Raw genomic sequence first — 25,467 nt, 5'->3', positions numbered from 1 at the left:
GCTATTTTAATATGAATTTTATTATCAATAATGAAGGCACAGTATGCAGTTTCGACTGATGCGCAATTTTATCGTGGTGGCGGAAGAGCTTCACATGCATCGTGCGGCGGAGCGCCTTAACATGGCGCAACCGGCACTAAGCCAGCAAATCAAAACGCTTGAAGATCGTCTGGGGGTAGTGCTCTTTAGCCGGGCGAATCGTCGCCTGACGCTGACGCCAGCCGGTGAGGCGTTTCTCAGTAAAGCCAGAGTGGCGATTTTTATGACCGATCAGGCCATTCTGGATGCCAGACAGACGGCCAGAGGGGAACAGGGCGTGCTGAATCTCGGATGCGTTTCAAGCGCGATATTCGACAGTAAGCTGCCCGACGCGCTGCGGCTTTTACATGAGAAATGGCCAGCCATCAGCCTTTCCATGATGACGGGAAACGTGCAAACCCTTTATACCGGCGTGCAAAGCAACCAGCTGGATGTGGCCATTATTCGTGCCCCGTTACCGCTGCTGCCTGACGATCTTCAAAGTCGTCCTTTCACAACGGAAAAAGCCGTGCTGGCCTTACCTCGTCAACACAGTCTGGCGGGCTCCGCCGCGCTGACGCTTGCGTCGGTGAAAGAGGAGAAGTGGATCGCCCTGCGCGACCCGGAGGGGATGGGGCTGGAGCAATATTTCTATGATGCCTGCCACAGCGCGGGCGTACAGCCTGACGTTGTGCAAAATGCAACCGATGTCCCCACGGTGATAAGCCTTGTCTCGGCAGGGTTTGGTATCGCCATGCTGCCAGCCTCAGCGAAGGCGATATGCGTACAAAACGTCGTCTTTGTGGATATTCTTGACCGACTCCGGGAGAGCGAGCTGACGCTGGTTTGCCACCGGATTATTCGCTCTGAGGTCCTGAAAAAATTGCTGAGTATCCTCGATCATACCTGACGTCCGGCGGCCTGAAGAAGCTGTTCACGTAGCCAGCGATTAGCCGGATCCTGACTGTTTTTCGGATGCCAGTACATACCGATGACGATCGGCGGGAGATCCAGCGGCGGCGGAAAAATATCAAGCGTTTGCGTAAAGCGTAGCAACATGCGCCTGGGTAGGGTGCAGAGTAAATCGGTACCGGTAACAATCGCAGGCGCCATCGCATAGCTTTGCGTCGACATCACCACGTTACGCTGGTGGCCAAGCCCCGCCAGATGCTGATCGACAAAGCCCGCGAACGGGTCGCCCTCGGATGAAACCACCAGGTGTGAAAGACTACAATAGCTTTCCAGATCCACCGGCCCCGTACCGCGCGGATGGCCTTTCCGCTGGGCTGTGGCATATTCATCGTCAAACAGTTTGCGTCTGACCCATGCATCGTGCGCCCCCGCATTAACGCCAACATAAATATCCACATCGCCATTTTCCATCTGCGCTGACAGCAGCTGGGTTTCCGGGAGCGCAAAACGCAGGCGGATACCTGGTGCCGCATTGCTAATCTGATTCTGCAACTCAGCCCCCAGCATTAGCGCCGGGTTTTCGTGCAGGGCAATAACAAAGGTGCGGTTGCTGTTCTGCGCGTTGAACGTGGTGGGTTCAAGCATCGCCGCTATGCCCTGCAAAACCGTCGCGACCTGCGGCCTTAACGCTTCGGCGCGCGGCGTCGGTAACACCCCACGTCCGTGTGGAGAAGGGACAAACAGCGACTCACCAAACAACACGCGCAGGCGTGCCAGGCGGGCAGACATTGCTGGCTGGCTGATGCCCAGCCGCGCGGCCGCATGGGTGATATTCTGGTCCCTGAGTAACGCATCCAGCGTCAGGATCAGGTCCATATCCATATCGGAGGGGGACATCTTATTTTGCGTCACGGTTGGTATAGGTCACCGGGACCCACGCGTAGCCGTCCCGCTCACCTTTCGTCACATACCCGATCCCGGGGAAAGGCAGATGTGGCGCCGCAATCAGATCTTTGTTTTTCACAAACTCAGCGAAAGCTGCGTTGCGCACCCGGGCGGCGCCGTCCTGATCCTCATCGTAAGCAATCGTCACGTTGGGCTGCGGGAACTGAACTGCGGCGACGTGGATGATGTCGCCGACAAAGGTAATTTTTTCACCTTTGCTCTCCAGCGTGTAAAACGCGGAACCTGGGGTGTGGCCCGGGTGAACCGTACCGCTGATGCCCGGCAGAAGCTGTTCGGTGCCTGAGAAAGTCTTCACTTTTCCGGCATCCAGATAAGGCTTTAATGTCTTGTGCGCGACATCGAAGTAGTTCTGGTCATAGCCCGATTTTTTCTGGTTCTCGACGTTAAAGAAGAAATCGATATCCGGTTTGCCGACATAGACCTGCGCGTGGGTAAACACGCGCTGACCGTCTTTGACCAGACCACCGGCGTGATCGGAGTGCGCATGGGTGATTAGAATATCGGTAATATCTTCGGGTTTGATGCCCTGGGTCGCCAGGCTTTCAATCAGCCGCCCGCCTTTGCCGGGGCCAAAGAGCTGACCGGAACCGGTATCCACCAGGATTTTGTGACCGGGCAAAGCGATATAAAACGCGTTAATCGATGCTTCCACCGGATTGGCCTGGAAGTTTTTGGCCAGTAACGCATCGGTATTTTCCGCCGTCGTCCGGCGCAGTAAGGCGTGCAGATCCTGCGGCACGCTGCCGTCCGTAAAGGCGGTGATAATCCTGTCGCCAACCTGAACGCTGTAGCCGCCAGCCTGCTGTTTCACCACATGCTGCGGAACGCTGGCCACCGCGTGGATCGCTGGAAAGAATAAAACTGAACCGGTCAACAGGGTTGATATCGCAAGTTTTTTCACAGTAAACATGATGGGCTCCTCAATAGTAAGTTCATCATAGTTCAACTGCGATTTTTGAGAACAGCAGGGGAGTGAATGTGACCTATCCATGAAATGGATAGGTCTGAGAGGATGCTTTACAGCACGCCGGTACCGCCATCAGAGCACCACACTTGCCCGGAAGCGTATGAGCAGGAATCGGAGGCAAACAGCACATACAGCGGTGCGATTTCAACCGGCTGACCCGGTCGGCCCAGGGGCGTATCTTCCCCGAATTTCTGAACTTTAGACTGAGGCTGACCGCCGCTGGACTGAAGGGGGGTCCAGTACGGACCTGGCGCAACGGCATTCACCCGAATGCCACGCGGTCCCAGCTGCTGGGCCAGAGATTTGGTAAAGGCCACGTTACAGGCTTTGGTCTGCGCATAGTCCACCAGGATCGCGCTCGGTTTAAACGCCTGAACGGAAGTGGTGTTGATGATCACGGCGCCTTCCTGCAAATGGCGCAGCGCAGCTTTGGTGATCCAGAAGGGGGCATAGACGTTGGTCTTAAACGTCGCGTCAAAATCTGCCGTGGTGAGATCGTCGATAGATTCACAGTACTGCTGGCGTCCGGCGTTATTCACCAGAATATCCAGGCCGCCCAGTTCGGCAACGGCTTTTTCCACCAGCGTGTCGCAGAAGGACTCCACGCGAATGTCGCCGGGAATGGCGACCGCTTTACGGCCTTCGGCCTGAATCAGCGCAATGACCGATGCCGCATCGGACTCCTCTTCCGGCAGATAGCCAATAGCGACATCTGCACCTTCACGGGCATAGGCGATGGCTACCGCGCGACCAATGCCGGAATCACCGCCGGTAATCAGCGCTTTTTTTCCTGCCAGTTTTCCTGACCCGATATAACTTGTTTCACCATGATCCGGTATTGGCTTCATTTCCGATGCCAGCCCGGGAGCCCTTTGCGGTTGTTCTGCAAACGGTGGACGAGGGTAATGCAGCGTGTGATTATTTCCTGTAGACATACCGGCCTCCTTAATAGTGAATTCCAAGATTAGTCGTTAATTAAACGTAAGCGGGCAAAATTGACAAATTCAGACAAATCTATATTCCAGTGGCGGATATAAAATATTTTCTCAAGCCAGCATGTAATACCAGAAAAGGGCGACCTCATCTTTTTCCGGCAGGGCGTTGTAAAGGTAACGATCGTAACCGCCCAGAATAAACCCATAGTGACGATAGAAAAGGCAGGCAGAAACATTAACGTTCTGCGTCTCCAGCCGTAAACCGGGCGCGTTGAGGCTTCGCGCCCAGACGTGGGTGGCAGACATCAGCTTGTGCGCCGCGCCCGTTCGGCGTTTCGAACGCTCCACGGCAATGTAATCCACCGAAATAAATTTATTCCAGTTGCAGGACGCGGTTATAAAACCGGCGATTTCACCGTCATCCGTTTCGGCGATAAGAAATATTGAATCGGGATTAACGCAATGATTTTCCAGCGTCTGGAGATCCAGTTCATAGGTTTTATGATAAGGATCGGTTAGCGCCTCGATATGCAAATCACCATTGAGAAAAGGTTCTCTGGCAATCTCATCGACCGTAAAAGAAAAATCACAACATTCAAGACGGGCGAGGTCGGTGCTTAATCCTTTTCGAATATGCATAGTATTCCTTAAGTGGGAGTTATAAATAGATAATAGACGAAGCGGCATACCCTGCTGGCATAACACTCTGTTCATCCTGGTCTAAGCTTGTATTTCGTTCCGCGTAAAATGTGGTCATTCGAGGACAATGAATGGAATTCAGAACATGTCGCAGGCACTGGGGTGCTGAGTTTATTTCCGATGACGTTGTACGTTTTCGCGTCTGGGCAGAAGGGCAGAAAGATCTCACGTTGCGTTTAACCGACACCGACATTCCGATGGCGGCGGTGGGCGACGGCTGGTTTCAGGTTGACGTGCCCGGCGTCAGACACGGTACGCCGTATCAGTTTGTTTTACAGGATGGAATGGCGGTGCCGGATCCGGCCTCCCGCGCGCAACAGGCTGACGTCAACGGCCCGTCGGTGGTAATCGACCCGCGTCACAACCTGCCCGCACAGCGGGAATGGCAAGGGCGGCCATGGGAAGAGACGGTGATCTACGAGATGCATATCGGCACCTTCACCGGGGAAGGAACCTTCAGGGCGGCCATCGATAAATTGCCTTATCTGGCCGAACTGGGTATTACGCAACTGGAAGTGATGCCCGTGTCCCAGTTCGGGGGCGCGCGCGGATGGGGGTATGATGGCGTACAGCTGTATGCCCCGCACTCAGCTTATGGCACACCGGATGATTTTCATGCCTTCATCGATGCCGCCCACGCGCTCGGGCTTTCCGTGGTGCTGGATATTGTACTCAACCACTTTGGCCCGGAAGGGAACTACCTGCCGTTGCTCTCGCCGGCGTTTTTCCATCAGGATCGTATGACCCCGTGGGGCAACGGTATAGCCTATGAGGTTGAAGCCGTCCGGCAATACATCGCTGAGGCGCCGTTATTCTGGCTCTCGGAGTATCATCTTGACGGTCTGCGCTTCGACGCCATCGACCAGATCCATGACAACGCTGAGACCCATATTCTTCCCGAGATAGCGCAACGGATCCGCGACGCCTTTCCGGATCGGCATATCCATCTGACCACCGAAGACAGTCGCAACGTGATTTTCCTGCATCCGCGCGATGAGCATGGTCAGACGCCGCTTTTCACCGCCGAATGGAATGATGATTTTCACAACGCCGCGCATGTCTTCGCGACCGGGGAATCACACGCCTATTATCAGGATTTTGCCTTTGAGCCGGAGAAAAAGCTGGCGCGGGCGCTGGCAGAGGGCTTTGTCTACCAGGGGGAAATCTCGCTTCAGACCGGGAAATCGCGCGGGGTAGAGTGTCGCGAGCAACCACCGCAGTTTTTTGTCGATTTTATTCAGAATCACGACCAGGTCGGCAACCGTGCCCAGGGGGAGAGGCTTATCTCTCTGGCTGGGGCGGAGAAAACGCGCGTGCTGTTCGCGGCGCTGCTCCTGTCGCCACATATCCCGCTGCTGTTTATGGGTGAGGAGTATGGCGAAACGCATCCGTTCCTCTTTTTCACCGACTTCCACGGCGACCTGGCGAAAGCCGTGCGGGAGGGTCGCGCGAAAGAGTTTACCGGCCATGCCGGGCACGATGAAACCGTACCGGATCCCAATGACGTAAATACCTTTATGCGGTCGAAGCTTGACTGGAACAAGGCAGACACGGAGGAAGGTAGGGCGTGGCTGCACGGTACGCGCGAACTGATTGCGCTGCGTCAACGCTTTATCGTCCCGTTACTGAAACAGCGAGGCGCCGTGGAGGGTAACGTCCTGCAAACGGCGCTCGGCATGGTTGCCGTGAGCTGGCGTTTTCCGTCCGGTACGCTGTCGCTGGCGCTGAATATCGGCAAAAAGCCCCTCGCCTTAGCGGACCTGCCCGGAAAAACGATCTTTAGCTGGCCGGAGGCAGTCGAAAACCTGCCGCCGAACAGTATTGTTGTTCGCTTTGCTGATGGAGAAGCAGCGCTATGATCCCTTCCTCTACTTACCGAATTCAGTTTCGCAACGGCATGACCTTCGATCGCGTGGTGGACCTGATTCCGTATATGAAAGACCTCGGAATTAGCCATCTTTACGCGTCACCTGTTTTCACCGCAACCACGGATTCCACCCACGGCTATGACGTGACCGACCCCAACGAAATCGACCCGGCGATTGGCGGGCGGGAAGGGTTTGACCGCATGGCGGCAGCGCTGAAACAGGCGGGAATGGGGCTGATTCTGGATATCGTTCCTAACCATATGTCGACCTCGCTGGAAAACCGCTGGTGGCGCGATGTTATCGAGCACGGTCGGCAGAGCCGCTATGCGGCATATTTTGATATCGACTGGTCCCGACCCCTGACGTTGCCGTTTCTTGGCGACACCTTTGAAGCCGAACTGGAGCGGGGGGCTATCACCCTAAAACGTGACAGTGTCACCGACGGCGCGGCGTTGGTTTACTATGATACCGCCTATCCGCTTAATCCCGGCACGTATGCCGAAGGCAAGAGCATCGCTGAGATCCACGAGGCGCAAAGCTGGCGGCTGATGTCCTGGCGGGAAGCGCCGAAACAGCTTTCATGGCGGCGCTTTTTTGAAATCACCGGGCTGGTCGGCGTGCGGGTAGAGGATGAGGCGGTATTCGCAGACACGCACCGCCTGATCCTTGAGCTTGTCCACGCCGGGGTTGTCGACGGCCTGCGCATTGACCATGTGGACGGGCTTGCCGATCCGCTGGGCTATTTGCAGCGACTTCGTGCGGCGACCGGACCGGATTGCTACATCACGGTAGAGAAGATCCTCGCCAAAGGGGAACAGCTTCCTCCGGAGTGGCCCATCTCAGGTACTACGGGCTATGAGTTTATCGCCTCCCTGGCGGAAGTGCTGGTGGATGATACCAACCTCTCGCGGCTGGAGACGCTCTACGACGAGACGCTGGGTACGACCGTTGACAGGCAGGCGGAACTTCGCAACGCCAAAGGACTGATGACCGATCGTAATTTTGAAGGTGAATTTACCACGCTGCTCAAAATAGCCAGCGAGCTGGCCGGGCATAACGGTGCCGAAGTGGAGCATGAGGATATCCGCCATGCCTTGCGCGAGCTGCTTATCGCGTTTCCGGTGTATCGCACCTACGGCACCGCACAGGGGCTGACGCCACCGGATGTGGCGCTGCTCAGCCGCGTGGTCGCCAGCGTCAACACCTCTGAACCCGCTCTGAGCCTTATCGTGCGTATTCTTACCGGCGATCTGCCGGCGCATGACCACGCACTGGCCTCGCTTTTCCGCACCCGTTTTCAGCAGCTGACCGGGCCGCTGATGGCGAAATCGGTAGAGGATACGCTGTTCTTCCGCCATAACCTGGAGCTGGCCCTGAACGAAGTCGGCGCCGACCCGACGCCGCGCGCGTTTTCACTTTCCCGTTTTCATCAGGAGATGCGCATTCGACTTGCCCGCCAGCCCGATGCGCTGCTGGGAACCTCCACCCACGACACCAAACGCGGCGAGGATGCACGAGCTCGTCTGTATACGCTGACGGAAGCGCCAGATCTGTGGGGAGAAAATCTGGCGCGCTGGCGGCAGATGAACCAGACGCAAGTCCGATTCCTCAACGATGGCACCGCGCCGAACGCCGCCGACACCTGGATGATCTTCCAGGCGCTGGCGGGCGTCTGGCCAGCAACCCTGTCGCCTGAGGATCGTGATGGCCTTAAGTCACTGGAAGAGCGTTTCCTCGGCTTTATCGAGAAAGCCCTGCGCGAGGCCAAGCAGCGTACCGACTGGATCGACAGCAACGAAGATTACGAGAGCGTGGTCCTGGACTACGTGCGCCATCTGCTTTCCCCGGATAACACCCTGTTCCTGCGTGATTTCAGTGCCGCACTCCAGCCGTTTATTCGGGCTGGGTTAATGAATAGCCTGAGCCAGACGGTGATCAAACTGACTGCGCCTGGCGTACCGGACATCTACCAGGGCAGCGAGGGGCTTAACTTCAGCCTCGTCGACCCGGATAACCGCCGCGAACCGGATTTCGCCGCACTGGCGGAAAACCTCAGCGTAGCGGATGGCACCGTTTTTAACGATGCGCAACGCTGGCGAGACGGCAGCGTGAAGCAGTACGTCACCGCCACGCTGTTACGGCTTCGGCCACATTACCCCGCGCTTTTCCGCTACGGCGACTGGCTGCCGCTGAAGGTAACCGGCGAGCGGGAGGAGAATCTGATCGTTTATGCCCGCATTAAAGATGACGAGGCGCTGATCGTCGCCGTGCCGCGCCTGGTGTTTGACGTCACCGATAATTCGATGCTGTGGGCCAATACTACCGTGGCCATACCCCAGGCGCTGGCCGGGAAGCACTACCGGGATCTGTTTACCGGTGAGCGTCGCCTTCTGCCAGAGACGCTGGATTTAACGTCTGAAAAGGGATGTTTGTTGGTTCTGCTTACCTGCGAATAATTGAGGAGAACAAAAATGCCAAAGGATACAACGTTTGAAATTCGGGCCGGTCATGGCCAGCAGTTGGGCGCAAATTATGACGGGAAAGGGGTGAACTTCGCCCTGTTTTCCGCCCACGCTGAGCGGGTGGAGCTGTGTCTGTTTGATCCTTCGGGAAAAACAGAAATCGCCCGTCTGGAACTGCCGGAATATACCCATGAGGTCTGGCACGGCTATGTGCCGGACCTGAAACCGGGGGCGCTGTATGGCTACCGCGTTTACGGCCCCTACGATCCGGAGAACGGTCACCGCTTCAACCCCAATAAGCTGCTTATTGACCCCTATGCCCGTGAACTGGTAGGTGAAATTGAGTGGAACGATGCCCACTTCGGCTATGAGCTGGGACACGACGAGCTGGATCTCAGTTTTGACACGCGAGACAGCGCGCCGTTTACGCCCAAATGTAAGGTCATCGACCCCAATGCCGTTGACTGGCAGGACTCACGCCGGCCCGATATCCCGTGGCCGCATACCGTGGTCTATGAAAGCCACGTAAAAGGCTTTACCCAGCTTAACCCGGCTATTCCGCCTGAACTGCGCGGTACGTTTGAGGGGATGGGGCATAAAGCCTCGGTGGAGTACATCAAAAGCCTCGGCATTACCTCGGTCGAGCTGCTACCGGTTCACTGGTTCCCTGACGATCAGCACCTGCTCGATCGCGGCCTGAAAAACTTCTGGGGCTATAACTCGCTCGGTTTCTTTGCGCCAGCGTCCCGCTATTACGGCCCGGCGGGGATCCAGGGTTTCCGCGACATGGTGCGTGCTTATCATGACGCGGGCATCGAGGTGATCCTCGACGTGGTCTATAACCACACGGCGGAGGGCAACGAGCTGGGGCCAACCCTGTCGTTTAAGGGGATTGATAACTTCTGCTATTACCGCACCATGCCGGATCAGCACCGGTATTACATCAACGACACCGGCACCGGGAACACCGTTAACACCTCGCACCCGCGCGTGTTGCAGATGGTCATGGACTCCCTGCGTTACTGGGCAGAATCGATGCAGATTGACGGTTTCCGCTTTGACCTCGGAACCATTCTCGGACGCGAGCCGGAGGGATACGACCCGCGCGGCGGCTTCTTTGATGCCGTGACCCAGGATCCGGTGCTGTCGAAGCTGAAGCTTATCGGTGAACCGTGGGATATCGGCCCAGGGGGGTATCAGGTGGGGGGCTTCCCGCCAGGCTGGGGCGAGTGGAACGACAAATACCGCGACACGGTACGTGAATACTGGAAGGGAGATAACGTTTCTAACGATTTTGCCGCCCGTCTGTTAGGGTCCGGTGATTTGTACGATCTGCGCGGACGTCGTCCGTGGGCCAGCGTCAATTTTATCACCGCGCATGACGGCTTTACGCTGAACGACCTGGTATCCTACAACGAGAAGCATAACGCCGATAACGGGGAAGATAATAACGACGGACATAACGATAACCGGTCGTATAACTACGGTGAAGAAGGGCCGACGGAGAACCCCGATATCATCGCCACCCGCGAGCGGCAAAAGCGCAACTTCCTCACCACGCTCTTCTTCTCCCACGGCACGCCGATGCTGCTGGCAGGTGATGAGTTTGGCCGGACGCAAAAGGGCAATAATAACGGCTATTGCCAGGACAGCGAGATCTCCTGGATAAACTGGGAAGGACTCTCTGAAAACGACGAGAAGCTGCGCGACTTTACCCGTCGGTTGATTGCTCTGCGCGCTGAGCAGCCGCTGCTGCGCCGTGAAAACTGGCGCGACGGGCTTGAGATTCGCTGGTTTAACGCCGGTGGCGGACCGCAGCAGTCGGAACAGTGGGACGAGGGTTCCACTCTTGGTCTTGCCATCAGCCGTCCTGATCTTGAGCAGGAAGAGGGCATCTGGCACGACGTGCTGATGCTGTTTAACCCGTTTGAAGGCACGGTGCCATTCCAGATCCCGCAGTTTGGCGAAGGGGGCTGGGTGCTGGAGCTTTCGACGGCGGATGATGCCCCCACAGGGGAAATCATCACGGAATCCGTCGATTATGAACTGGCCGGGCGGAGCATAACGCTTTTCCGCCGTCCTTAAAGCGAGGCCGCCGCGCGTGCGGCGGTATCATACAGGGAGGAGATCGCGCGGAGTAATTGCGCGGTCTCGCCAATCGACGCGCCCGGAATGCCGCTTTCCGCATGAATGTTGATCAGGCAGGCTTCACGTACCTCCCGGTACTTCATGCACAGCGCTTTGCCTTCCTCCGTCGTCGAGAAAAAGAGCTCTTTCCCCGCTTTTTCACTGGTGACGTAACCCGCCTTTACCAGCTTTTTCAGCGCATACGTCACCACGTGGGTATCTTCCACGTTCAGCACAAAGCAGATGTCGGCCAGCTTTTTCTTGCGGTTGCGGTGGTTTACGTGGTGCAGAAGCGAGACATCGAAAGCGCCCATATCCGGTTCACCTGCTGCGGTCATGCAGCGCACCATCCATTTGTTAAACGCATTGCTGGTCATGATCAACGCGTATTCCAGCTCCGACAGTTCGGCACATCGCTCTGAGACGAGATGGCGGGAGGAGACGATACGCCCGTCCGCAATATCGTCGTGGTTTAACGCTGTTTTCGTTTTCTTTGTCGTCATACCGATCCTTTCTCCAGAATGTAAACCCGTCGATAAAATAAGAACATTTTATTGATAAATTGTTTACATGTTTTTGACGTTCAGATATAGCTTTTTAGTGCAGGTTCTGTGGAGCCTCACGCAACACACAACATCGCGCGCCGTAATGCACCGGCTTCGCTCTGCTGCGAAGTATAAAAAATAGCCGTCGGCGCGCAACGCTCACTTTGGATAGGGTAACGTTTATGGACAGTTCTACACTGTTGCCACTTATCGGGATTCCGGTGGTGGTTATTGGTTTTGCACTGCGTTTCAACCCGCTGCTGGTTGTCGTGGTGGCGGGGCTGGCAACGGGCCTGCTGGTTGGCATGGATTTCGGTATGCTGCTGGAAACCTTTGGCGAAAAGTTCGTGAATAGCCGATCGCTCGCCACTTTCATTCTGATCCTGCCGGTGATTGGCCTGCTGGAGTATTACGGGCTGAAAGAGCGCGCCCAGGCCTGGGTCGCGAAGATCGCCAGCGCCACCTCGGCGCGTATCCTGATGCTCTACTTTGTTGCCCGCGAAGGGACGGCTGCGCTGGGCCTGATGTCGCTTGGCGGCCACGCACAAACGGTGCGTCCTCTGCTGGCGCCGATGGCCGAAGGGGCGGCCCTGAATGAATATGGCGAACTGCCGCAGACTATCCGCGACAAAATCAAAGCCCATGCCGCCGCCTGTGACAATATCGCGGTTTTCTTTGGGGAAGATATCTTTATCGCCTTTGGCGCGGTACTGCTGATTGATGCGTTCCTGAAAGAGAACGGGATCGAGGGGATCGAACCGCTGCATATCGGCCTGTGGGCCATTCCGACCGCTATTGCGGCACTGATCATCCATATGACGCGTCTGCTGCGCCTCGACGCCAGCATTCGTCGCGACGTGATGGCCTGGAGAGCAGAGCAGGGTTCGCAGGAGATCGCACCATGATGACCTTTATCACCATTAACCGCGTGTACTACCTGATCGGCTTTGTCGTGATGCTGCTGGTTGTGATGACCCTTCGCGATCGCGCTAACCCGAAACGCTATACCACCGCGCTGTTCTGGTTTCTGTTTGGCGGGATCTTCCTGTTTGGCGATCTGATGGTGCAGGAGCTGGGTAAGTCGCTGGCGTATCGCATTATTGGCGGCGCCGTTATCGTGATTGCGCTACTGGCCGGTTTCGGGCTGGTCGGGAAGGGGCATTATAAAATGTCCACCGAGGAGGAGCGGGTTGCCTCATCACACCGGCTGAAAAACTGGCTATTCTTGCCCGCGCTGATGATCCCGGTGGTGACGGTCATCGGGACGCTGTTTCTGAAAGGCGTGTCGATTGGCGGTGTCTATCTGCTCGACCAGAAGCAGCTTACGCTGGCGGCGCTGTGCGTGGCCTGTGTGGCGGCTATCCTCACCGGCTGGTGGCTGACAAAAGGTACGCCGCTGCATGCGGTTCGTCAGTCGCGTCGGCTGGTCGATACCATTGGTTGGGCGGTGATCCTGCCGCAGATGCTCGCCATGCTCGGCGGGGTGTTTGTGGTGGCGAATACCGGTGAATCGGTACAAAAGGTGGTCAGCCTGTTTGTGAACCCGGACAGCCGCTTCATGCTGGTGGTCATTTATTGCGTGGGGATGGCGCTGTTTACCATGATTATGGGCAACGCCTTCGCTGCCTTCCCGGTGTTAAGCGCCGGTATCGCTCTGCCATTCCTGATTAACGTCCATCACGGTAACCCGGCACCATTGCTGGCTATCGGCATGTACGCAGGCTATTGCGGCACGCTGATGACACCGATGGCCGCCAACTTCAACATCGTGCCCGCCGCGCTGCTGGAGCTAAAAGACAAATATCAGGTTATCAAGATCCAAATCCCGACCGCGTTAACCTTGCTGGTGGTGAACGTGTTCTTAATGTATTTCCTCGTGTTTCGCTAAGGAGCTGCAATGGAATTAACGCAACATCAGGCTGACGCCTTCGCCAGAATGCCGTTGACCTATTTACGTCAGGAATACCCGAACCACATTATGCATCTGCTCAACGATGACGGCGATGTTCTGCCGCCTCGCGAGCTGCACCCGATCTTTTACGGCTGTTTTGACTGGCACTCTGCGGTGCACGGCTACTGGCTGCTGCTGCGCTGCCTGCGTCTCTGGCCCGAACTGCCGTGTCGGGAAGAGATCATCACTCTCTTCGAAGAACACCTGACCGACGAGAAGGTGGCGAAGGAGCTGGCCTATTTTACCGCGCCGTTCCGCGCGTCGTTTGAGCGACCTTATGGCTACGGCTGGCTGCTGGCGCTGGCCCAGGAGCTGAAACAATCGTCACTGCCGCAGGCGGAGCGCTGGTACCAGACGCTGCAACCGTTAACGCGGGATATTCGCCAGCGGCTGGTGGATTACCTCAGCAAGCTTACCTATCCGATCCGCGTCGGGACGCACTACAACACGGCGTTTGCGCTCGCGCTGGGGCTGGATTATGCCCGGGCGGTGAACGATGACACGCTTGAGCGCGCCATCCTGGACGCGGCAACGCGGTTTTACCTCGCGGACACGCATTATCCTGCGCATTATGAGCCGGGTGGCGACGAGTATATCTCCGGAGCGCTGACCGAGGCCCTGCTGATGAGTAAGGTGGTGGAGGATTTCCCGGCCTGGTTCGATGCGTTTCTGCCTGAAGTGGGCGCCATTTCTGCGCTCATGAACCCGGCTGAGGTGAGCGACCGCACCGACCCGAAAATCGCGCATCTGGACGGTCTCAACCTCAGCCGTGCCTGGTGTATGAAGCACATTGCCCGCGCCCTGCCGGAAAATCATCATGCCCGGAAGCCATTACGCGATGCCGTTGCGCGCCATCTCTCGGCAAGCGTGGAGCATGTTGTCGGCAGTCACTACAGCGGCGGGCACTGGCTGGCGAGTTTTGCGCTGCTGGCACTGGAGTAGCGCTTAGTTGTATATCAGACTAAATGTCGCCAGGCTGTCTGCCAGCCCCGCGGTGGCCTGGGTTTCGGTGCGCACATATTGTGCGTCGTAATCCAGGGAAAACGCGGTCTGCCGGGCAGCGTTGGCAAAAGGTTCGACACCGGTGCTGTTGAGAGGAACGGTTGTGCCTCTGGCGGCACCGTAGTTATCGCCATACAGAATGCGGATCCCCACGCCGGTAGCGGCGCTCTCCTGTTGACTTAGCGCCAGCACATCGTGATTCTGCGCGTCTTTTTCAGTCGGACCAAAGAACCCGATCTTCACCGCTGCCGTTTGGGATGCGTCACAGACCAGAGGGATGATGAAGCGGTGTTTATCCCCATCCATTCCTTTGTTGAGATCGCTTACGCTACTTTGTCCCATATTGACGGTGATGTTGTTATCCGAGATATAACAGCTCGATTTATGCACTTTCAGGTCGGCGGCAGCGACTTCCACCGTCACGCCAGCTTCAGATATCACCGCGCCGTTAGCATCCTCCAGAATCAGCGTTCCTGTGCGAATTTGCCCGCTGTTCGGCTGTTCATAGACAATCTCCTGCGCGGTTTTATAAAACACGACGAAGAACTGGGTCGCCATTTGCGAGGGATCGTTTGTGCTGCAAATCGCAACGCTGTCATCCCCCGAGGCGATGTAATGCACGGGTTCGGCTGCACAGTGCGTGGTTTCGCGAATGCCCACCGCAAACCCGACGCCGGGAATATCTGGCACGTCATAAACGGAGGCCGGGGCGCCCGTACCGTTCGGCGCCACGCCGCTGACGGGCGCTACGGTTAAGGCGTTATTGGCCACAAAGCGCATCGTTACCGGGCCGGTTCCCTCAGGACAGTTATAAAACGAGCGGTTTTCCTGGCCCAGGATAGCGCCTGAAAGCATCGACCCCGGAGGGATCGAGGGGTTATCAGTGATCGAGTAGTTTTGAAAGTTAATGACCGCATCGCCCATGGTCGGCGGGCAGGTCTGAGACGCCCTTGCCGTAGCGTGAATCAGCAAAAAAGCGAGCATCAGGAGATTGATTAAACGGTTGATATTGTTCACAGGTGTCTCAGTAAGTTATTGGCACTGAAGGTTCATAAGCGTGACCGGAGTGCGGCCAGCGGTATCCGGAAGGCGTAATGGGGCGCTACAGCGCATATCCTGGCCTTTCTGCCGCCAGCTGGCATGCAAGGTCCCGCGTAGCGGCACGCCGCTGAGATAGACCTGTCCTGCTTCGCCAACGATGCCGACGCTTGATTTCGCAGACGTCCCGTTCGAGACATACGCGCTGGCGCCAAATGGAAGCGGGCGCCCGTGTGCCGTAAGGGTGATGAGCGTTCTGATGCCCACGTGGGTATGGTAATTCGCAAGGACGACCGCGCCGCTGGTCGGCACAATCGTTCTGCTGTTCTGGTCCAGATCGACATTTTCTGCCAGCGTTTCGGTATCCAGCGAAATGGTGTTTTTGTGATACGCCGATAAGGTTGGCATCACGGCATAACCTCGGGAGTCGGTGTGAACATTGGTCGCCCCTTCAACCTGAACGTCCGACGCCTCGTCAGCGCGGATCAGCGCCAGGGTATCCCCAAGGCTTTGGCTCAACGTCACCCCATACTGTGTTGCCACAATGCCGCCTGCTGCGCCGTAGTTCACGCGGTTGCTATAGCGATCGTGGCTGTACCCGAGACTGGCGCTGCCATAACCGCCGTGATAAGCCAGCGCAAGGTTGCTGTTCGCGGTATTGGCCTGGTTGTCGAAGCCCTGCTGGAGGTTATAGTTCAGGCGATCGTGGGCCAGCGCCGTACCATACAGCGAAACCTGCCGGGTAGTATGGCCATCAAGATTATTGTTGAGGCTGTAGCTGGTTGTTGCGCCGGGTAGCCAGCGGCTGAGTGGGACGCTGATGCTAAGGTTTATCGCCCGTTCGTTGTCGCTATCATCAGCGCTTGAGCGGGTGAGATAATACCCAACACTCAACGACACCCCTTTGTAGTTAGCGTAATAGCCAAGATGGACGGTTTGATCGACCGCCGAGGCGTTCCAGTAATCCTGACGGTAAAAGGATGCGCTGATATTGCCCAGCGCACCGAGATCCTGCGTCAAACTGAACTGTGTGCGGTTACGCCGGTTATGCACGTGCTGGTCTCGATCGCTGTCATCATTTGCTTCACTGAAACTGTAAAAGTCATGCGTCGTATAATGGCTGGTCGAAAGGGTGAGCGACGTGTTCGTCTCAGCGAGATTTTTTTGGTACTGAGCGCGTATTTGCTGCCCGAGGGCAAGCCTGTCATCACTGAGGTGTGCTTTCGCCGCAACGGTGTCCACACCCAGTGCCCCAAACCGGCCAAAATCTTTACCTAATCCCAGCGCGAGAGCCTGATAGTGGCCGGAAAGCTCCGCTCCGCCGTACAGCGTCAGGCTTGAAGACAATCCGTAAAAGGCGGAGGCCTGAACAAACGGCGGGGTGTCGCCCTCGGCGTCAGGGCTGTTATACCGTCCGGCGCTGGCGCTGAATTTCAGTCGTTTCTCCCGTAGCATGAAGGCCACCGAGGAGTAGGGTTGGGTGAACGTGCGTTCGCTGCCATCACTTTCATGGACCGTGATCTCAAGATCGCCGCTTTGCGAAGTGGGGAAGAGATCGCTAATGACAAATGCGCCAGGCGCAACATAGGTTTCATAGATGGTGTAACCGTGCTGGCGAACGCTGACGCGGGCATTGCTGTGAGCGACCCCGCGGATCGTGGGCGCGAAACCGCGCTGGCTGTCCGGCAGCATATTCTCATCCAAGGCAAGCTGAAGCCCCGTAAACTGAAAACTGTCAAAAACCTCGCCAGACGTGTAGGCATTCCCTATTGTTAACGCGCTCTTCAGCGGCGTAATGGCCCGCTGGAGTGATGTTCCCTGAGACTGCCAGTGATGGGTATTACCATATTCAAACGTGGCGTAATTGCGTAAACGCCACGCCCCCAGGTTGATACCGGATCGCAGGCTCAGATAGCTGCTGTTGTCATGAATATTGTCGATGTTGGTTGTCGAGCCCGTAAGATTGTAATCGACAAAAGCAGCGGGGATGCCGTCGTCCCACTGTTCGGGAGGAATATAATCGGCACTTTTTTGCAACATGGCTGCCTGCGGAATGCTGAAAACCAGCCGATGATGGGTGAAGTCAAAATGCGTCGACGCATCGGGGATATATTTGCCGATGTCCGTAAATGTCTCCTCGTCATGCAGCGCATCGAACGAAGAGAAGGCCGCGATGTTTATCCCAAGTCTCTTGAGGTACGCCAGGTTGAGGACCGGTGAGAGCGTTCCCCCCGTATCAACGAATGCAATTTCGCGCTCATCCCGCTGCGTCTGGTTAACAACAACCGCGACACGATAACGTCCCGGCTGCTGACCGCCTTGTCGGGAAAAATAGCTTAAGTCGCTAGCCTGCTGCTGATCTGCGGTGATCTCCAGCGCCTGAGGATCGAAGTACTCATCGGCCTGTGCCCGGCGCACATGAATGCCAGACGTGACCGCACCCGCAAGCATCGCGAGCGTATAAATGCGGGGTAAATTGCGTGGGCCGAGAGAATGCATGTGCGGTCGTTGGCTACATTCGCCAAAGGCGTGTTGTCACAGCGTCAGGATTGCGTGGCGACTCTCGTCAGCCCGCCGTAATCGTTGATCGCCTGCCAGCGAATGGTCCCCGAGCAGGGAATGTGCCATTGACGATCGGAGAAGGGGTCAATCATTCCCGGCATTTCAACGTCGGTGTTCCCAACGCTGACCTTGTAAAACGATACAAACCAGGGCGAGGGGTTGTGTGCGCTAAGCGTATTATTACGACAGGTAAATTTTAATTTTTTGTAGGCAAGTTCGGCATTGCCTTTCAACCCTGCGGGACGGAAAAATAACTTGAATTTTGACTTCACGTTAATCTGCAATTTGTTGCTGTTTGCTTTTTTGCTCGGGGCAATATTTTTGATGTTAAGCCAAAAAACAGATTCCCGGTCAGTGGGTAATGGCGTTCCAAGATAATTGATGCGCAGCGAGTTTTTCTGTTCCGCATCTAAACGAAATAACGTAGGCGTCACGATAAAGGGCGGAGCGGTTTTATTCTTACTGTCAATATTTTCAATCCACGACTGAATAAGATAAGGGGTTTCTTTTTCCATATTGGTAATGGAAAATGCCACTTCTCTTTGCCCCTCAAGGTAAACAACACGCGTACCGCCCATCACAACCCCCGCGTGTGCTGTCAGACTCATACCGAGCGAATAAAAGAACAGGGCCGCAGTGAGTTTCTTCATTTTCAGATCCCCGTAGAGGTAAAAGATAAGCAGAGCAAGCTCTGCTTATCATCAGTCGATCAGTTATAAACCATCAGGAAATTGGCATCTGCGTCGGCTTCTCCGGTGCTGACGACATCGGTGGTGGCATTATAATTGGCGTAGAAATTGAGTGTTTTTGAATCTTCCCCTTCGGCAAGGTCGATACTCTGAGAAATATCACCAATTTTAATCTGCGTGTTACGGTCGCTTTCATAGAGTTTAACGGCAACGCCAGTCGCCGTATTGCCATCGCTGTCCACGGAGGAATTTAAACCCAGCAGGGTATTATCATTCGCATCTTTGTTACCATCAAACAACACGGCAACGGTTTTAACGGAATCTGGGCAACCTTCAACTGAGATCTGGAAAGGCGTGCGCGTGGTCTCTTTTTGGGTGGCAAAGTAGCTTGCAGCCCAGGTGCCTAATTCAACGGTTTGCCCTGCTGAGTCGGTGGTGATATTACAGGATGCATCGGTAATCTTACCGGTAAAATGGACTACGCCGCCCGTGCCCTGAGTCCCCGCATCGTTCTCTGGGTTGGTATTAATATTATTGTCGCTGTCACCAGAAGGAAGGCCCGCCAGCGCACTGCCACTTGCCATCATCAGGCCACAAAGGGTTAACGCGATCATGTTTTTTTTGTTGATCATGCCTATTGTTCTCATTCGCTCAAATATGTCAGTCTGGATATGCCGCTAGCAACACTGCCGGTGGCGTTATTGCTCAGAAAAAACAGCGCGAATGCTAACAAAATGCCAATTCAGTCCATAACAAAAGGTTGTCTAAAATTAAATTACTTTATTTTACGAAACCCCGTAACTTTCTTGTAACCTTACTTCGGGTTTGCTGATGTCGTTTATTGATGTTGCGAATCTAATTCCTGCCTGAGGGTTTATATTTGCCTTGTCACAAACGGTGCATTATTCATTGTGAGCTCAGTGGAGCTACTTTGTTATTGTCTCGTCCTGGCAGGAATAAAAATGAAGATATTTATTATTTCTATTGGGATATCAACGAATGAAACTGACTAAAATTGGTGCGACGCTTATTCTGACTTTCTGTGGCGCGAGCGCGGCGACGGCTTCTAACACTATCACATTTAATGGAACGGTGCTCGATCAGGGTTGTGATATTGCCGTTGATGGCGGCACGGCAAATGCGACCGTTGATCTGGGCTCAACGGCGGCAACCGACCTCGCTACAAAAGGCGACCTTGGCGCGCCAAAACAGTTTGTGTTCGACCTGAATAACTGCCCAACCAGCACGACTGCAAATATTGTCTTCTCAGGCCCTGTTGATGCTGTTGCAGCCGATCCATCCTATTTTGCAAACACTGCTACGCTGGGTGCGGCAACCAACGTGGCCGTTCAGCTCAAGCAGGGCGGCTCAAATGGTACCATCGTCAAAAATAATGCAGATAACGATCCTATTACTTTCACCGATGGCACAGCGAGTCAAACCTATACCGCGCAGATGATTGCCACCGGGCAGGCCGTTGCCGGCGATGTTAACGCTGTTATTACCTATAACGTCCGTTATAACTGATTCCGCAGGAGGGGAAACCCTCCTTTTTAGTTTGTGAGTGCATTATGAAACCCATCGCCGCTGTTATTTTTTGCGTGGCCAGCGCCGCCAGCCTGAACGCGTCCGCCAGTATTGTTACCGGGAGTACGCGGGTTATTTTTGATGGCTCCCGCCAGGCCGCCTCTTTGTCCGTTGAAAACTCTGACAAGGTTACCAACCTGGTACAGTCGTGGATTAGCCCGGCTAAAGGCAGCCCGTTAAAAAAAGAAAATATGATTATTACGCCACCGCTATTCCGTCTGGAAGCCGGGAAAAAAGCGTCAATTCGTATTGTGCGTTCAGGTTTACCTGTTCCGGAAGATCGTGAATCGCTGTTATGGCTGAACGTGAAAGGGATCCCCGCTACCGACGGTAGTGAAGGTAAAAATACGATGCAAATTGCCATCAACTCAAAGATTAAGCTGATCTACCGTCCGGCAGCATTAAAGGGGCAGACGCCAGAATCCAGTGCGGAAAAGCTTAAGTGGAACCTGACCGCGAAGGGTTTACAGGTCAATAACCCGACACCTTTTTATATGAACTTCTCACGAATTGAAATTAATCACCAGGCGTTAAGCGGGCAGTATTTTGTCGCGCCATTCTCCACGTTGAGTATTTCTGAAGGTGTTATGTCACCTCACGGCAAAGTAACCTGGTCGCTTATTAATGATTATGGCGTGAAAGGCCCGGACAAAGTCACCTCATATTAATCGACACCGTAAGTCTCCCGCACGGATACAGGGTTACAATGGAAAAAGTGAAACAAACCTACGTCCTTTCTTTAGGGCTCGGGCTCAGTGTTGTCTTTAGTTCTTTCAGCGCACGTGCGCAGGAACATTTCAACCCTCATCTTTTGGAAACAGACAGCGCAGAAGTGCCAGCAATGGATCTCAGTCTGTTTGCCAAAGATGAGGTGCCGCCCGGGGACTATAACGTCGACATTTTTATCAACGGCAATCTGGTAGACAGTAAAACCCTCTCTTTTCGACGGTTGAAAAGTGCTCCTACGTCAGACCGCACAGGGGCATGCTTAAACGTCACTCAGCTGAAAGCCTGGAACGTTCGTGTCGATAACTATTTTGGCGAACAGGAAAAAGCCAGCGAATGTGTGGATCTGTATGCCATCCCAGGCGCGGACGAAAAAATCGATCTGGCGCAGCAGCGTTTCGACCTGATCCTGCCGCAGGTTGCTTTATTTAACACCGCAAGGGGTTATGTTTCACCGGAGCGCTGGGATGAAGGGATCACGGCGGGTTTACTTAATTACAGCGTCTCAGGTCAACAGGATCTGCATCAGCGCAACGGCACCGACAGCAGTAATCAGTTTCTTAGCCTGCAACCGGGGCTGAACGTAGGCGCCTGGCGCTTTCGCAACTATTCCACCTATACCCATTCCGAATCCGAAAATGACTGGGATTCCGTGTATACCTACGCCTCACGGGATATTAAATCTCTTAAAAGCCAGCTGGTGCTGGGACAAGGAACCACGCGCGGCGGCATTTTTGATAGCGTCGGTTTCACCGGGGTGCAGATGTACTCGGATAACGATATGAAGCCGGACAGCATGCAAGGCTTCGCCCCGGTAATACGCGGTATAGCCCGCAGCAATGCCGAAGTGACGGTATACCAGAACGGTCACAGCATTTATAAGGCTACCGTGCCGCCGGGACCGTTTGAATTCAGCGATATGTATCCGACCGGCAGCTCCGGCGATCTGCAGGTGGTGATCAAAGAGTCCGACGGTACGCAAAGTAGCTTTATTGTGCCTTACGCCACGCTGCCGGTATTGCAACGTGAAGGTCAGGTGCAGTATGGCCTGGTGGCGGGCAAAACCCGTCAGGACGGGTCAGGTTCACGTGCAGAGGATTTTAACTTTATTCAGGGATCAGCGGCCTGGGGCGTCGGAAAAGGGATCACGCTTTACGGCGGCTATATTCAGGCGGAAGACAATTATTCCAACCTGATTGCCGGAACTGGTTTTAATATGGGCAGCGCCGGAGCGCTCTCATTTGATATTTCCCAGTCGTGGGCGGATATCCCGCAGCCGGACAACATGCGACAACAGGAACACCATAGCGGCCAGTCGTATCGCGTGCGCTACAGTAAGACGCTTCAGCAGACCAACACCGATATTGCCGTCGCCGGTTATAAATTTTCAACCCGGGGTTATCTTTCGTTTCAGGACTTCCTCAATGACTGGGATCCGGGCAATAGCACTATTGATAATGGCCGGGAGCGAAACCGTTTTGATGTGACAATCTCGCAGACGTTGCCTTTCGGCACCCTGTCACTGAGCATGTACGACGCCTCTTACTGGAACAGTGAACATGCGGACTCCATGAACCTGGGCTTCAGCAGCACGCTTGGACCGGTGTCGTACTCGCTGAACTATGCCCACTCTAAAAACGTCAATGGCGGTTACAATAACGATTCCGATAACTACGACGACGATAACGTCTTCTCGCTTAACCTGAGCGTACCGTTCAGCGCCTTCAGCCACAGTGAAGCGGCCCGGTCTGTTTCGGCTAACTATTCGATGAACAGTAGTAAAAACGGCGATACCACGCACAACATCGGAATTTCCGGTACCGCGATGCAGGAAAACCAGCTGAACTGGCAGGTTTCAGAAGGCTATAACGCCGATTCTGAAGCTACTAACGGCAATGTCACTGTGGGTTATCAAAGTACTTATGCCGATATGTCAGCAGGCTATAGCTACGACGATTACAGCCGACGAGTGAATTACAGCCTACGCGGGGGCATGGTGCTGCATCGCGACGGTATCACCCTGGCGCGTCAGCTGAACGATAGCGTAGCGCTGGTTGAAACACCGGGTGTTTCCGGTATGCCAATCAACGGGCAGACGAACGTTCATACCGATTATTTCGGTAACGCCATTGTGCCGTACGTTCGTCCGTATCACAGCAATTCGATCTCACTCAACACAGTGGATGCCAGCGATACTTCCGCGGCCATTGATAACATCGCCAAAACCGTGGTGCCGACCAAAGGGGCGGTAGTACGCGTGAAGTACAACACCTGGATTGGACAAAAGGCGATGATGACGCTGACCTACAACGGTAAACCGGTGCCGTTTGGCGCAGTAGTAACACAAACCAGCGGCGAGTCGGATGACACGCGCAGCAGTATTGTTGGCGACGGCGGGGAAGTGTATCTCGTCGGGCTCGCCGGGAAAGGGCGGTTAATTGTTAAGTGGGGGGAGACGGCGAACAAGCAGTGCGCCGTTGATTACACACTTGCCGGCGCTAAAACAGAGGCCGATATTTTATTCATCAACGGGGTTTGCCATCCCGTATCGGGAGCAAATTAATGTCACGCTTCATTATTCTCCGTTCCGGCCTTAAATCGCTCATCGGCCCGGGAATGGTATTCATGCTGAGCGTGTCGCCGGCAATGGCGTACACCGATCGCAATGATATTGAGTTCCATGTCACCGGAAACATTATTGATGGCTCATGTAACGTCACCAAACCGGAGGCAGTCGACCTCGGGAAATATTACTGGAAAGACTTTGCCGTAGCGGGGGGGAACACAGGAAATGTGCCAGTGACCATCGCGTTTGACAGCTGCACCGCAGGGTTAAGCCAGGCAACGGTTACCTTTACAGGCGCACCTTACGCTGAAGATCCGGCTTATGCCTCTGTCATTTACGCCAATCAGGTGGCGGCAGATGCAGGCGGCGCGACCGATGTCGGCCTTCAGTTGTTTATCCGTGACCACGAACATCCCATCAGCGGTGTCGCGCTGGCCAACGGCGTGAGCTACCCGGTTGCGCTCGAAAACCAAACCGGCGCGATGACTTTTACTGCCCGAATGTATACCCCACATGGGACCCCAACACCGGGTGCATTCAGCAGTGCGATTACATTGAATGTTGTTTATAACTGAGCTTAAGTGAGCAGACTAATTTCATGTCAAAATATTTATATTATCTGGTGTTATTGCTGGGGACAGTCCCACTATTAAGTCATGCAGCCTGTAACCGGGATAACGGCGATGATGTTACCGTTACGACGATCCCATTACCCTCGAAACTGTTGGTCAGTGCGAAAAATTATACCTTTGGCGAAGTGTTATACGATTCTGGATATATCAGCGGGACGGATGGGGATGTCACGATTAAAAACTGTAGCAGGGATTATTACGTAGGATTTCATTATAACCCGACTCATTTAGCATCGGCGTCGCCGGTAGGAGATAATATCTACCCGACCACGATACCGGGTATCGGCATTAAGACCTACACGCTTAACCAGGCCGGTCCGTATGATTATGAACGTGCGGTTGATAACTCATGGCAGTCCGGCGATGGCGAGAGCAGCCATACGCTGGCGGGCTCGGCCTATCGTGTGCAGTTGATTGCGACGGGGGGTACAATCCCGAGCGGTAATCTGGCCCTTGAGAGCGGCAAACTGGCGACGGTGGAATTTCGTGAAGGGCAAAGCAGTTCGGATAACGGTGATAATGCGTCAGAAGTCTATTTGTCAAATACACAGATAGAAGTCTATGCGATGGGATGCTCAGCATCCGTTTCTTCCCTGCTGTTTAATATGGGCGATGTGGATACCTCTGCGTTTGATAATCTTAAGATGGTGGAAGGACCCGAACAGGATGTTGGTCTGAGCTGTCAGCCAGGCACCAACGTGACCATGACCATCAACGGGCCGCTTGCCGAGGGCGACAATGATAATGGCTCAGTGATTGCCTTAGACCAGTCTGAATCGGGTACGACGGCGACCGGTGTGGGGGTCGTGATATCAGCCTATCAACCGGCGCTACGCAGTTTTACCTACTGGGCCATTGGTCAGGAGGTACAAGCTTTTAATTCCAGTCGTGTAAAAGCCGCATCACAAGGCAGTGGGCTGGCTGCCGATGGTACCGCGCTTGCTGATATCGGCTCCGCAACCACCTATAGCGATCCGGCAAATACAGGCGGGGCCGGAGAGTCTGAAACCTTACGTTTTAAAGCGTGGTATTACAAAACCAGTGACGTTGTCACGCCAGGGCAAGCAAATGCCACCGGGACAATCACCCTTAAATATAATTGATACCTTTGATCATGACAGGGGGTAGCGCTGCGGTTTATTTTTGTACACCCCTGCGCTACCGTTATGTGTTTCTGTCGTGTACATTTCCTCTGCGACCCTATTTATTCGGTGG

The 25,467-nt window shown here is 54.8% G+C and carries 21 protein-coding genes; 12 read left to right on the top strand and 9 right to left on the bottom strand.

The window, feature by feature from the left end:
* Positions 1 to 43 precede the first annotated feature (43 nt).
* A complete protein-coding gene (locus tag L3069_RS11095; protein ID WP_038416076.1) occupies positions 44 to 928 on the top strand; it encodes a LysR substrate-binding domain-containing protein in 885 nt (294 codons plus the stop codon).
* Here the strand turns inward: L3069_RS11095 and L3069_RS11090 are convergent.
* The 4 genes from L3069_RS11090 to L3069_RS11075 form a co-directional block, all read right to left on the bottom strand.
* On the bottom strand, positions 919 to 1,827 hold the full coding sequence (locus tag L3069_RS11090; RefSeq protein ID WP_038416075.1) for a LysR family transcriptional regulator: 909 nt from the start codon (positions 1,825 to 1,827) through the stop codon (positions 919 to 921). The genes L3069_RS11095 and L3069_RS11090 overlap by 10 nt on opposite strands.
* Before the next feature lies 1 nt (position 1,828).
* Positions 1,829 to 2,806, bottom strand: coding sequence for an MBL fold metallo-hydrolase (locus L3069_RS11085; RefSeq protein ID WP_023300144.1), 978 nt, complete (start codon positions 2,804 to 2,806; stop codon positions 1,829 to 1,831).
* A gap of 107 nt (positions 2,807 to 2,913) precedes the next feature.
* Positions 2,914 to 3,798 carry an SDR family oxidoreductase gene (locus tag L3069_RS11080; RefSeq protein WP_022648162.1) on the bottom strand — a complete coding sequence of 295 codons (885 nt, stop codon included), beginning with the start codon at positions 3,796 to 3,798 and terminating at the stop codon, positions 2,914 to 2,916.
* A 111-nt stretch (positions 3,799 to 3,909) separates the two neighbouring features.
* Positions 3,910 to 4,437, bottom strand: a complete 528-nt coding sequence (locus L3069_RS11075) for a GNAT family N-acetyltransferase (RefSeq protein WP_022648161.1) — start codon at positions 4,435 to 4,437, stop codon at positions 3,910 to 3,912.
* A 131-nt stretch (positions 4,438 to 4,568) separates the two neighbouring features.
* Between L3069_RS11075 and treZ the strand changes: the two genes are divergently transcribed.
* Genes treZ through glgX form a run of 3 tightly spaced genes read left to right on the top strand, consistent with a single transcriptional unit; the run spans position 4,569 to position 10,912 of the window.
* Positions 4,569 to 6,356 carry a malto-oligosyltrehalose trehalohydrolase gene (gene treZ, locus L3069_RS11070; protein ID WP_023300143.1) on the top strand — a complete coding sequence of 596 codons (1,788 nt, stop codon included), beginning with the start codon at positions 4,569 to 4,571 and terminating at the stop codon, positions 6,354 to 6,356.
* The gene (gene treY, locus L3069_RS11065; protein ID WP_063135840.1) at positions 6,353 to 8,821 is read left to right on the top strand and encodes a malto-oligosyltrehalose synthase; all 2,469 of its coding nucleotides are present in this window, start codon (positions 6,353 to 6,355) and stop codon (positions 8,819 to 8,821) included. Before treZ ends, treY begins: the two co-directional genes overlap by 4 nt.
* Positions 8,822 to 8,836: 15 nt before the next feature.
* Entirely contained in the window at positions 8,837 to 10,912 is a 2,076-nt protein-coding gene (gene glgX / locus L3069_RS11060) for a glycogen debranching protein GlgX (protein ID WP_038416073.1), read from the top strand.
* Here the strand turns inward: glgX and L3069_RS11055 are convergent.
* Positions 10,909 to 11,457, bottom strand: a complete 549-nt coding sequence (locus L3069_RS11055; RefSeq protein ID WP_022648157.1) for a winged helix DNA-binding protein — start codon at positions 11,455 to 11,457, stop codon at positions 10,909 to 10,911. The two genes, glgX and L3069_RS11055, sit on opposite strands and share 4 nt — an antisense overlap.
* Before the next feature lie 224 nt (positions 11,458 to 11,681).
* Here L3069_RS11055 and L3069_RS11050 point away from each other — a divergent pair, with 224 nt between their 5' ends.
* The 3 genes from L3069_RS11050 to L3069_RS11040 are packed head-to-tail and all read left to right on the top strand — an operon-like array spanning position 11,682 to position 14,392.
* The gene (locus L3069_RS11050; RefSeq protein ID WP_038416072.1) at positions 11,682 to 12,404 is read left to right on the top strand and encodes a DUF969 domain-containing protein; all 723 of its coding nucleotides are present in this window, start codon (positions 11,682 to 11,684) and stop codon (positions 12,402 to 12,404) included.
* Entirely contained in the window at positions 12,401 to 13,387 is a 987-nt protein-coding gene (locus L3069_RS11045) for a DUF979 domain-containing protein (protein WP_038416071.1), read from the top strand. The genes L3069_RS11050 and L3069_RS11045 overlap by 4 nt, the downstream gene beginning before the upstream one ends.
* A 9-nt stretch (positions 13,388 to 13,396) precedes the next feature.
* Positions 13,397 to 14,392 (top strand): DUF2891 domain-containing protein, encoded by a 996-nt coding sequence (locus L3069_RS11040; RefSeq protein WP_023300138.1) that lies wholly within the window; start codon positions 13,397 to 13,399, stop codon positions 14,390 to 14,392.
* Between the two features lie 3 nt (positions 14,393 to 14,395).
* Here L3069_RS11040 and L3069_RS11035 read toward each other — a convergent pair whose 3' ends face one another.
* Genes L3069_RS11035 through L3069_RS11020 form a run of 4 tightly spaced genes read right to left on the bottom strand, consistent with a single transcriptional unit; the run spans position 14,396 to position 19,373 of the window.
* Positions 14,396 to 15,469: a fimbrial protein gene (locus L3069_RS11035; RefSeq protein ID WP_236901916.1), complete on the bottom strand. Its 1,074-nt coding sequence runs from the start codon at positions 15,467 to 15,469 to the stop codon at positions 14,396 to 14,398.
* A gap of 15 nt (positions 15,470 to 15,484) precedes the next feature.
* Positions 15,485 to 17,989 carry a fimbria/pilus outer membrane usher protein gene (locus L3069_RS11030; RefSeq protein WP_227022496.1) on the bottom strand — a complete coding sequence of 835 codons (2,505 nt, stop codon included), beginning with the start codon at positions 17,987 to 17,989 and terminating at the stop codon, positions 15,485 to 15,487.
* A gap of 44 nt (positions 17,990 to 18,033) precedes the next feature.
* Entirely contained in the window at positions 18,034 to 18,702 is a 669-nt protein-coding gene (locus tag L3069_RS11025) for a molecular chaperone (protein ID WP_038416070.1), read from the bottom strand.
* 59 nt (positions 18,703 to 18,761) lie between these two features.
* Positions 18,762 to 19,373 carry a fimbrial protein gene (locus tag L3069_RS11020; RefSeq protein WP_022648150.1) on the bottom strand — a complete coding sequence of 204 codons (612 nt, stop codon included), beginning with the start codon at positions 19,371 to 19,373 and terminating at the stop codon, positions 18,762 to 18,764.
* A gap of 367 nt (positions 19,374 to 19,740) precedes the next feature.
* On the opposite strand from L3069_RS11020, the gene L3069_RS11015 reads away from it, so the two are divergent.
* Genes L3069_RS11015 through L3069_RS10995 form a run of 5 tightly spaced genes read left to right on the top strand, consistent with a single transcriptional unit; the run spans position 19,741 to position 25,355 of the window.
* Entirely contained in the window at positions 19,741 to 20,268 is a 528-nt protein-coding gene (locus L3069_RS11015) for a fimbrial protein (RefSeq protein WP_022648149.1), read from the top strand.
* A gap of 44 nt (positions 20,269 to 20,312) precedes the next feature.
* A complete protein-coding gene (locus L3069_RS11010) occupies positions 20,313 to 20,996 on the top strand; it encodes a fimbria/pilus periplasmic chaperone (RefSeq protein ID WP_038416069.1) in 684 nt (227 codons plus the stop codon).
* Positions 20,997 to 21,034: 38 nt separating this feature from the next.
* The gene (locus tag L3069_RS11005; RefSeq protein WP_023300133.1) at positions 21,035 to 23,617 is read left to right on the top strand and encodes a fimbria/pilus outer membrane usher protein; all 2,583 of its coding nucleotides are present in this window, start codon (positions 21,035 to 21,037) and stop codon (positions 23,615 to 23,617) included.
* Positions 23,617 to 24,195, top strand: a complete 579-nt coding sequence (locus L3069_RS11000) for a fimbrial protein (RefSeq protein ID WP_022648146.1) — start codon at positions 23,617 to 23,619, stop codon at positions 24,193 to 24,195. The genes L3069_RS11005 and L3069_RS11000 overlap by 1 nt, the downstream gene beginning before the upstream one ends.
* A gap of 23 nt (positions 24,196 to 24,218) precedes the next feature.
* Entirely contained in the window at positions 24,219 to 25,355 is a 1,137-nt protein-coding gene (locus L3069_RS10995; protein ID WP_038416067.1) for a type 1 fimbrial protein, read from the top strand.
* Positions 25,356 to 25,467 lie beyond the last annotated feature (112 nt).

It is taken from the genome of Enterobacter cloacae complex sp. ECL411, from assembly GCF_021869665.1.
GTDB classification, from domain to species: domain Bacteria; phylum Pseudomonadota; class Gammaproteobacteria; order Enterobacterales; family Enterobacteriaceae; genus Enterobacter; species Enterobacter intestinihominis.
Note: the sequence above shows the minus strand (reverse complement) of the source record. Positions and strands in the feature narration are given on the sequence as shown.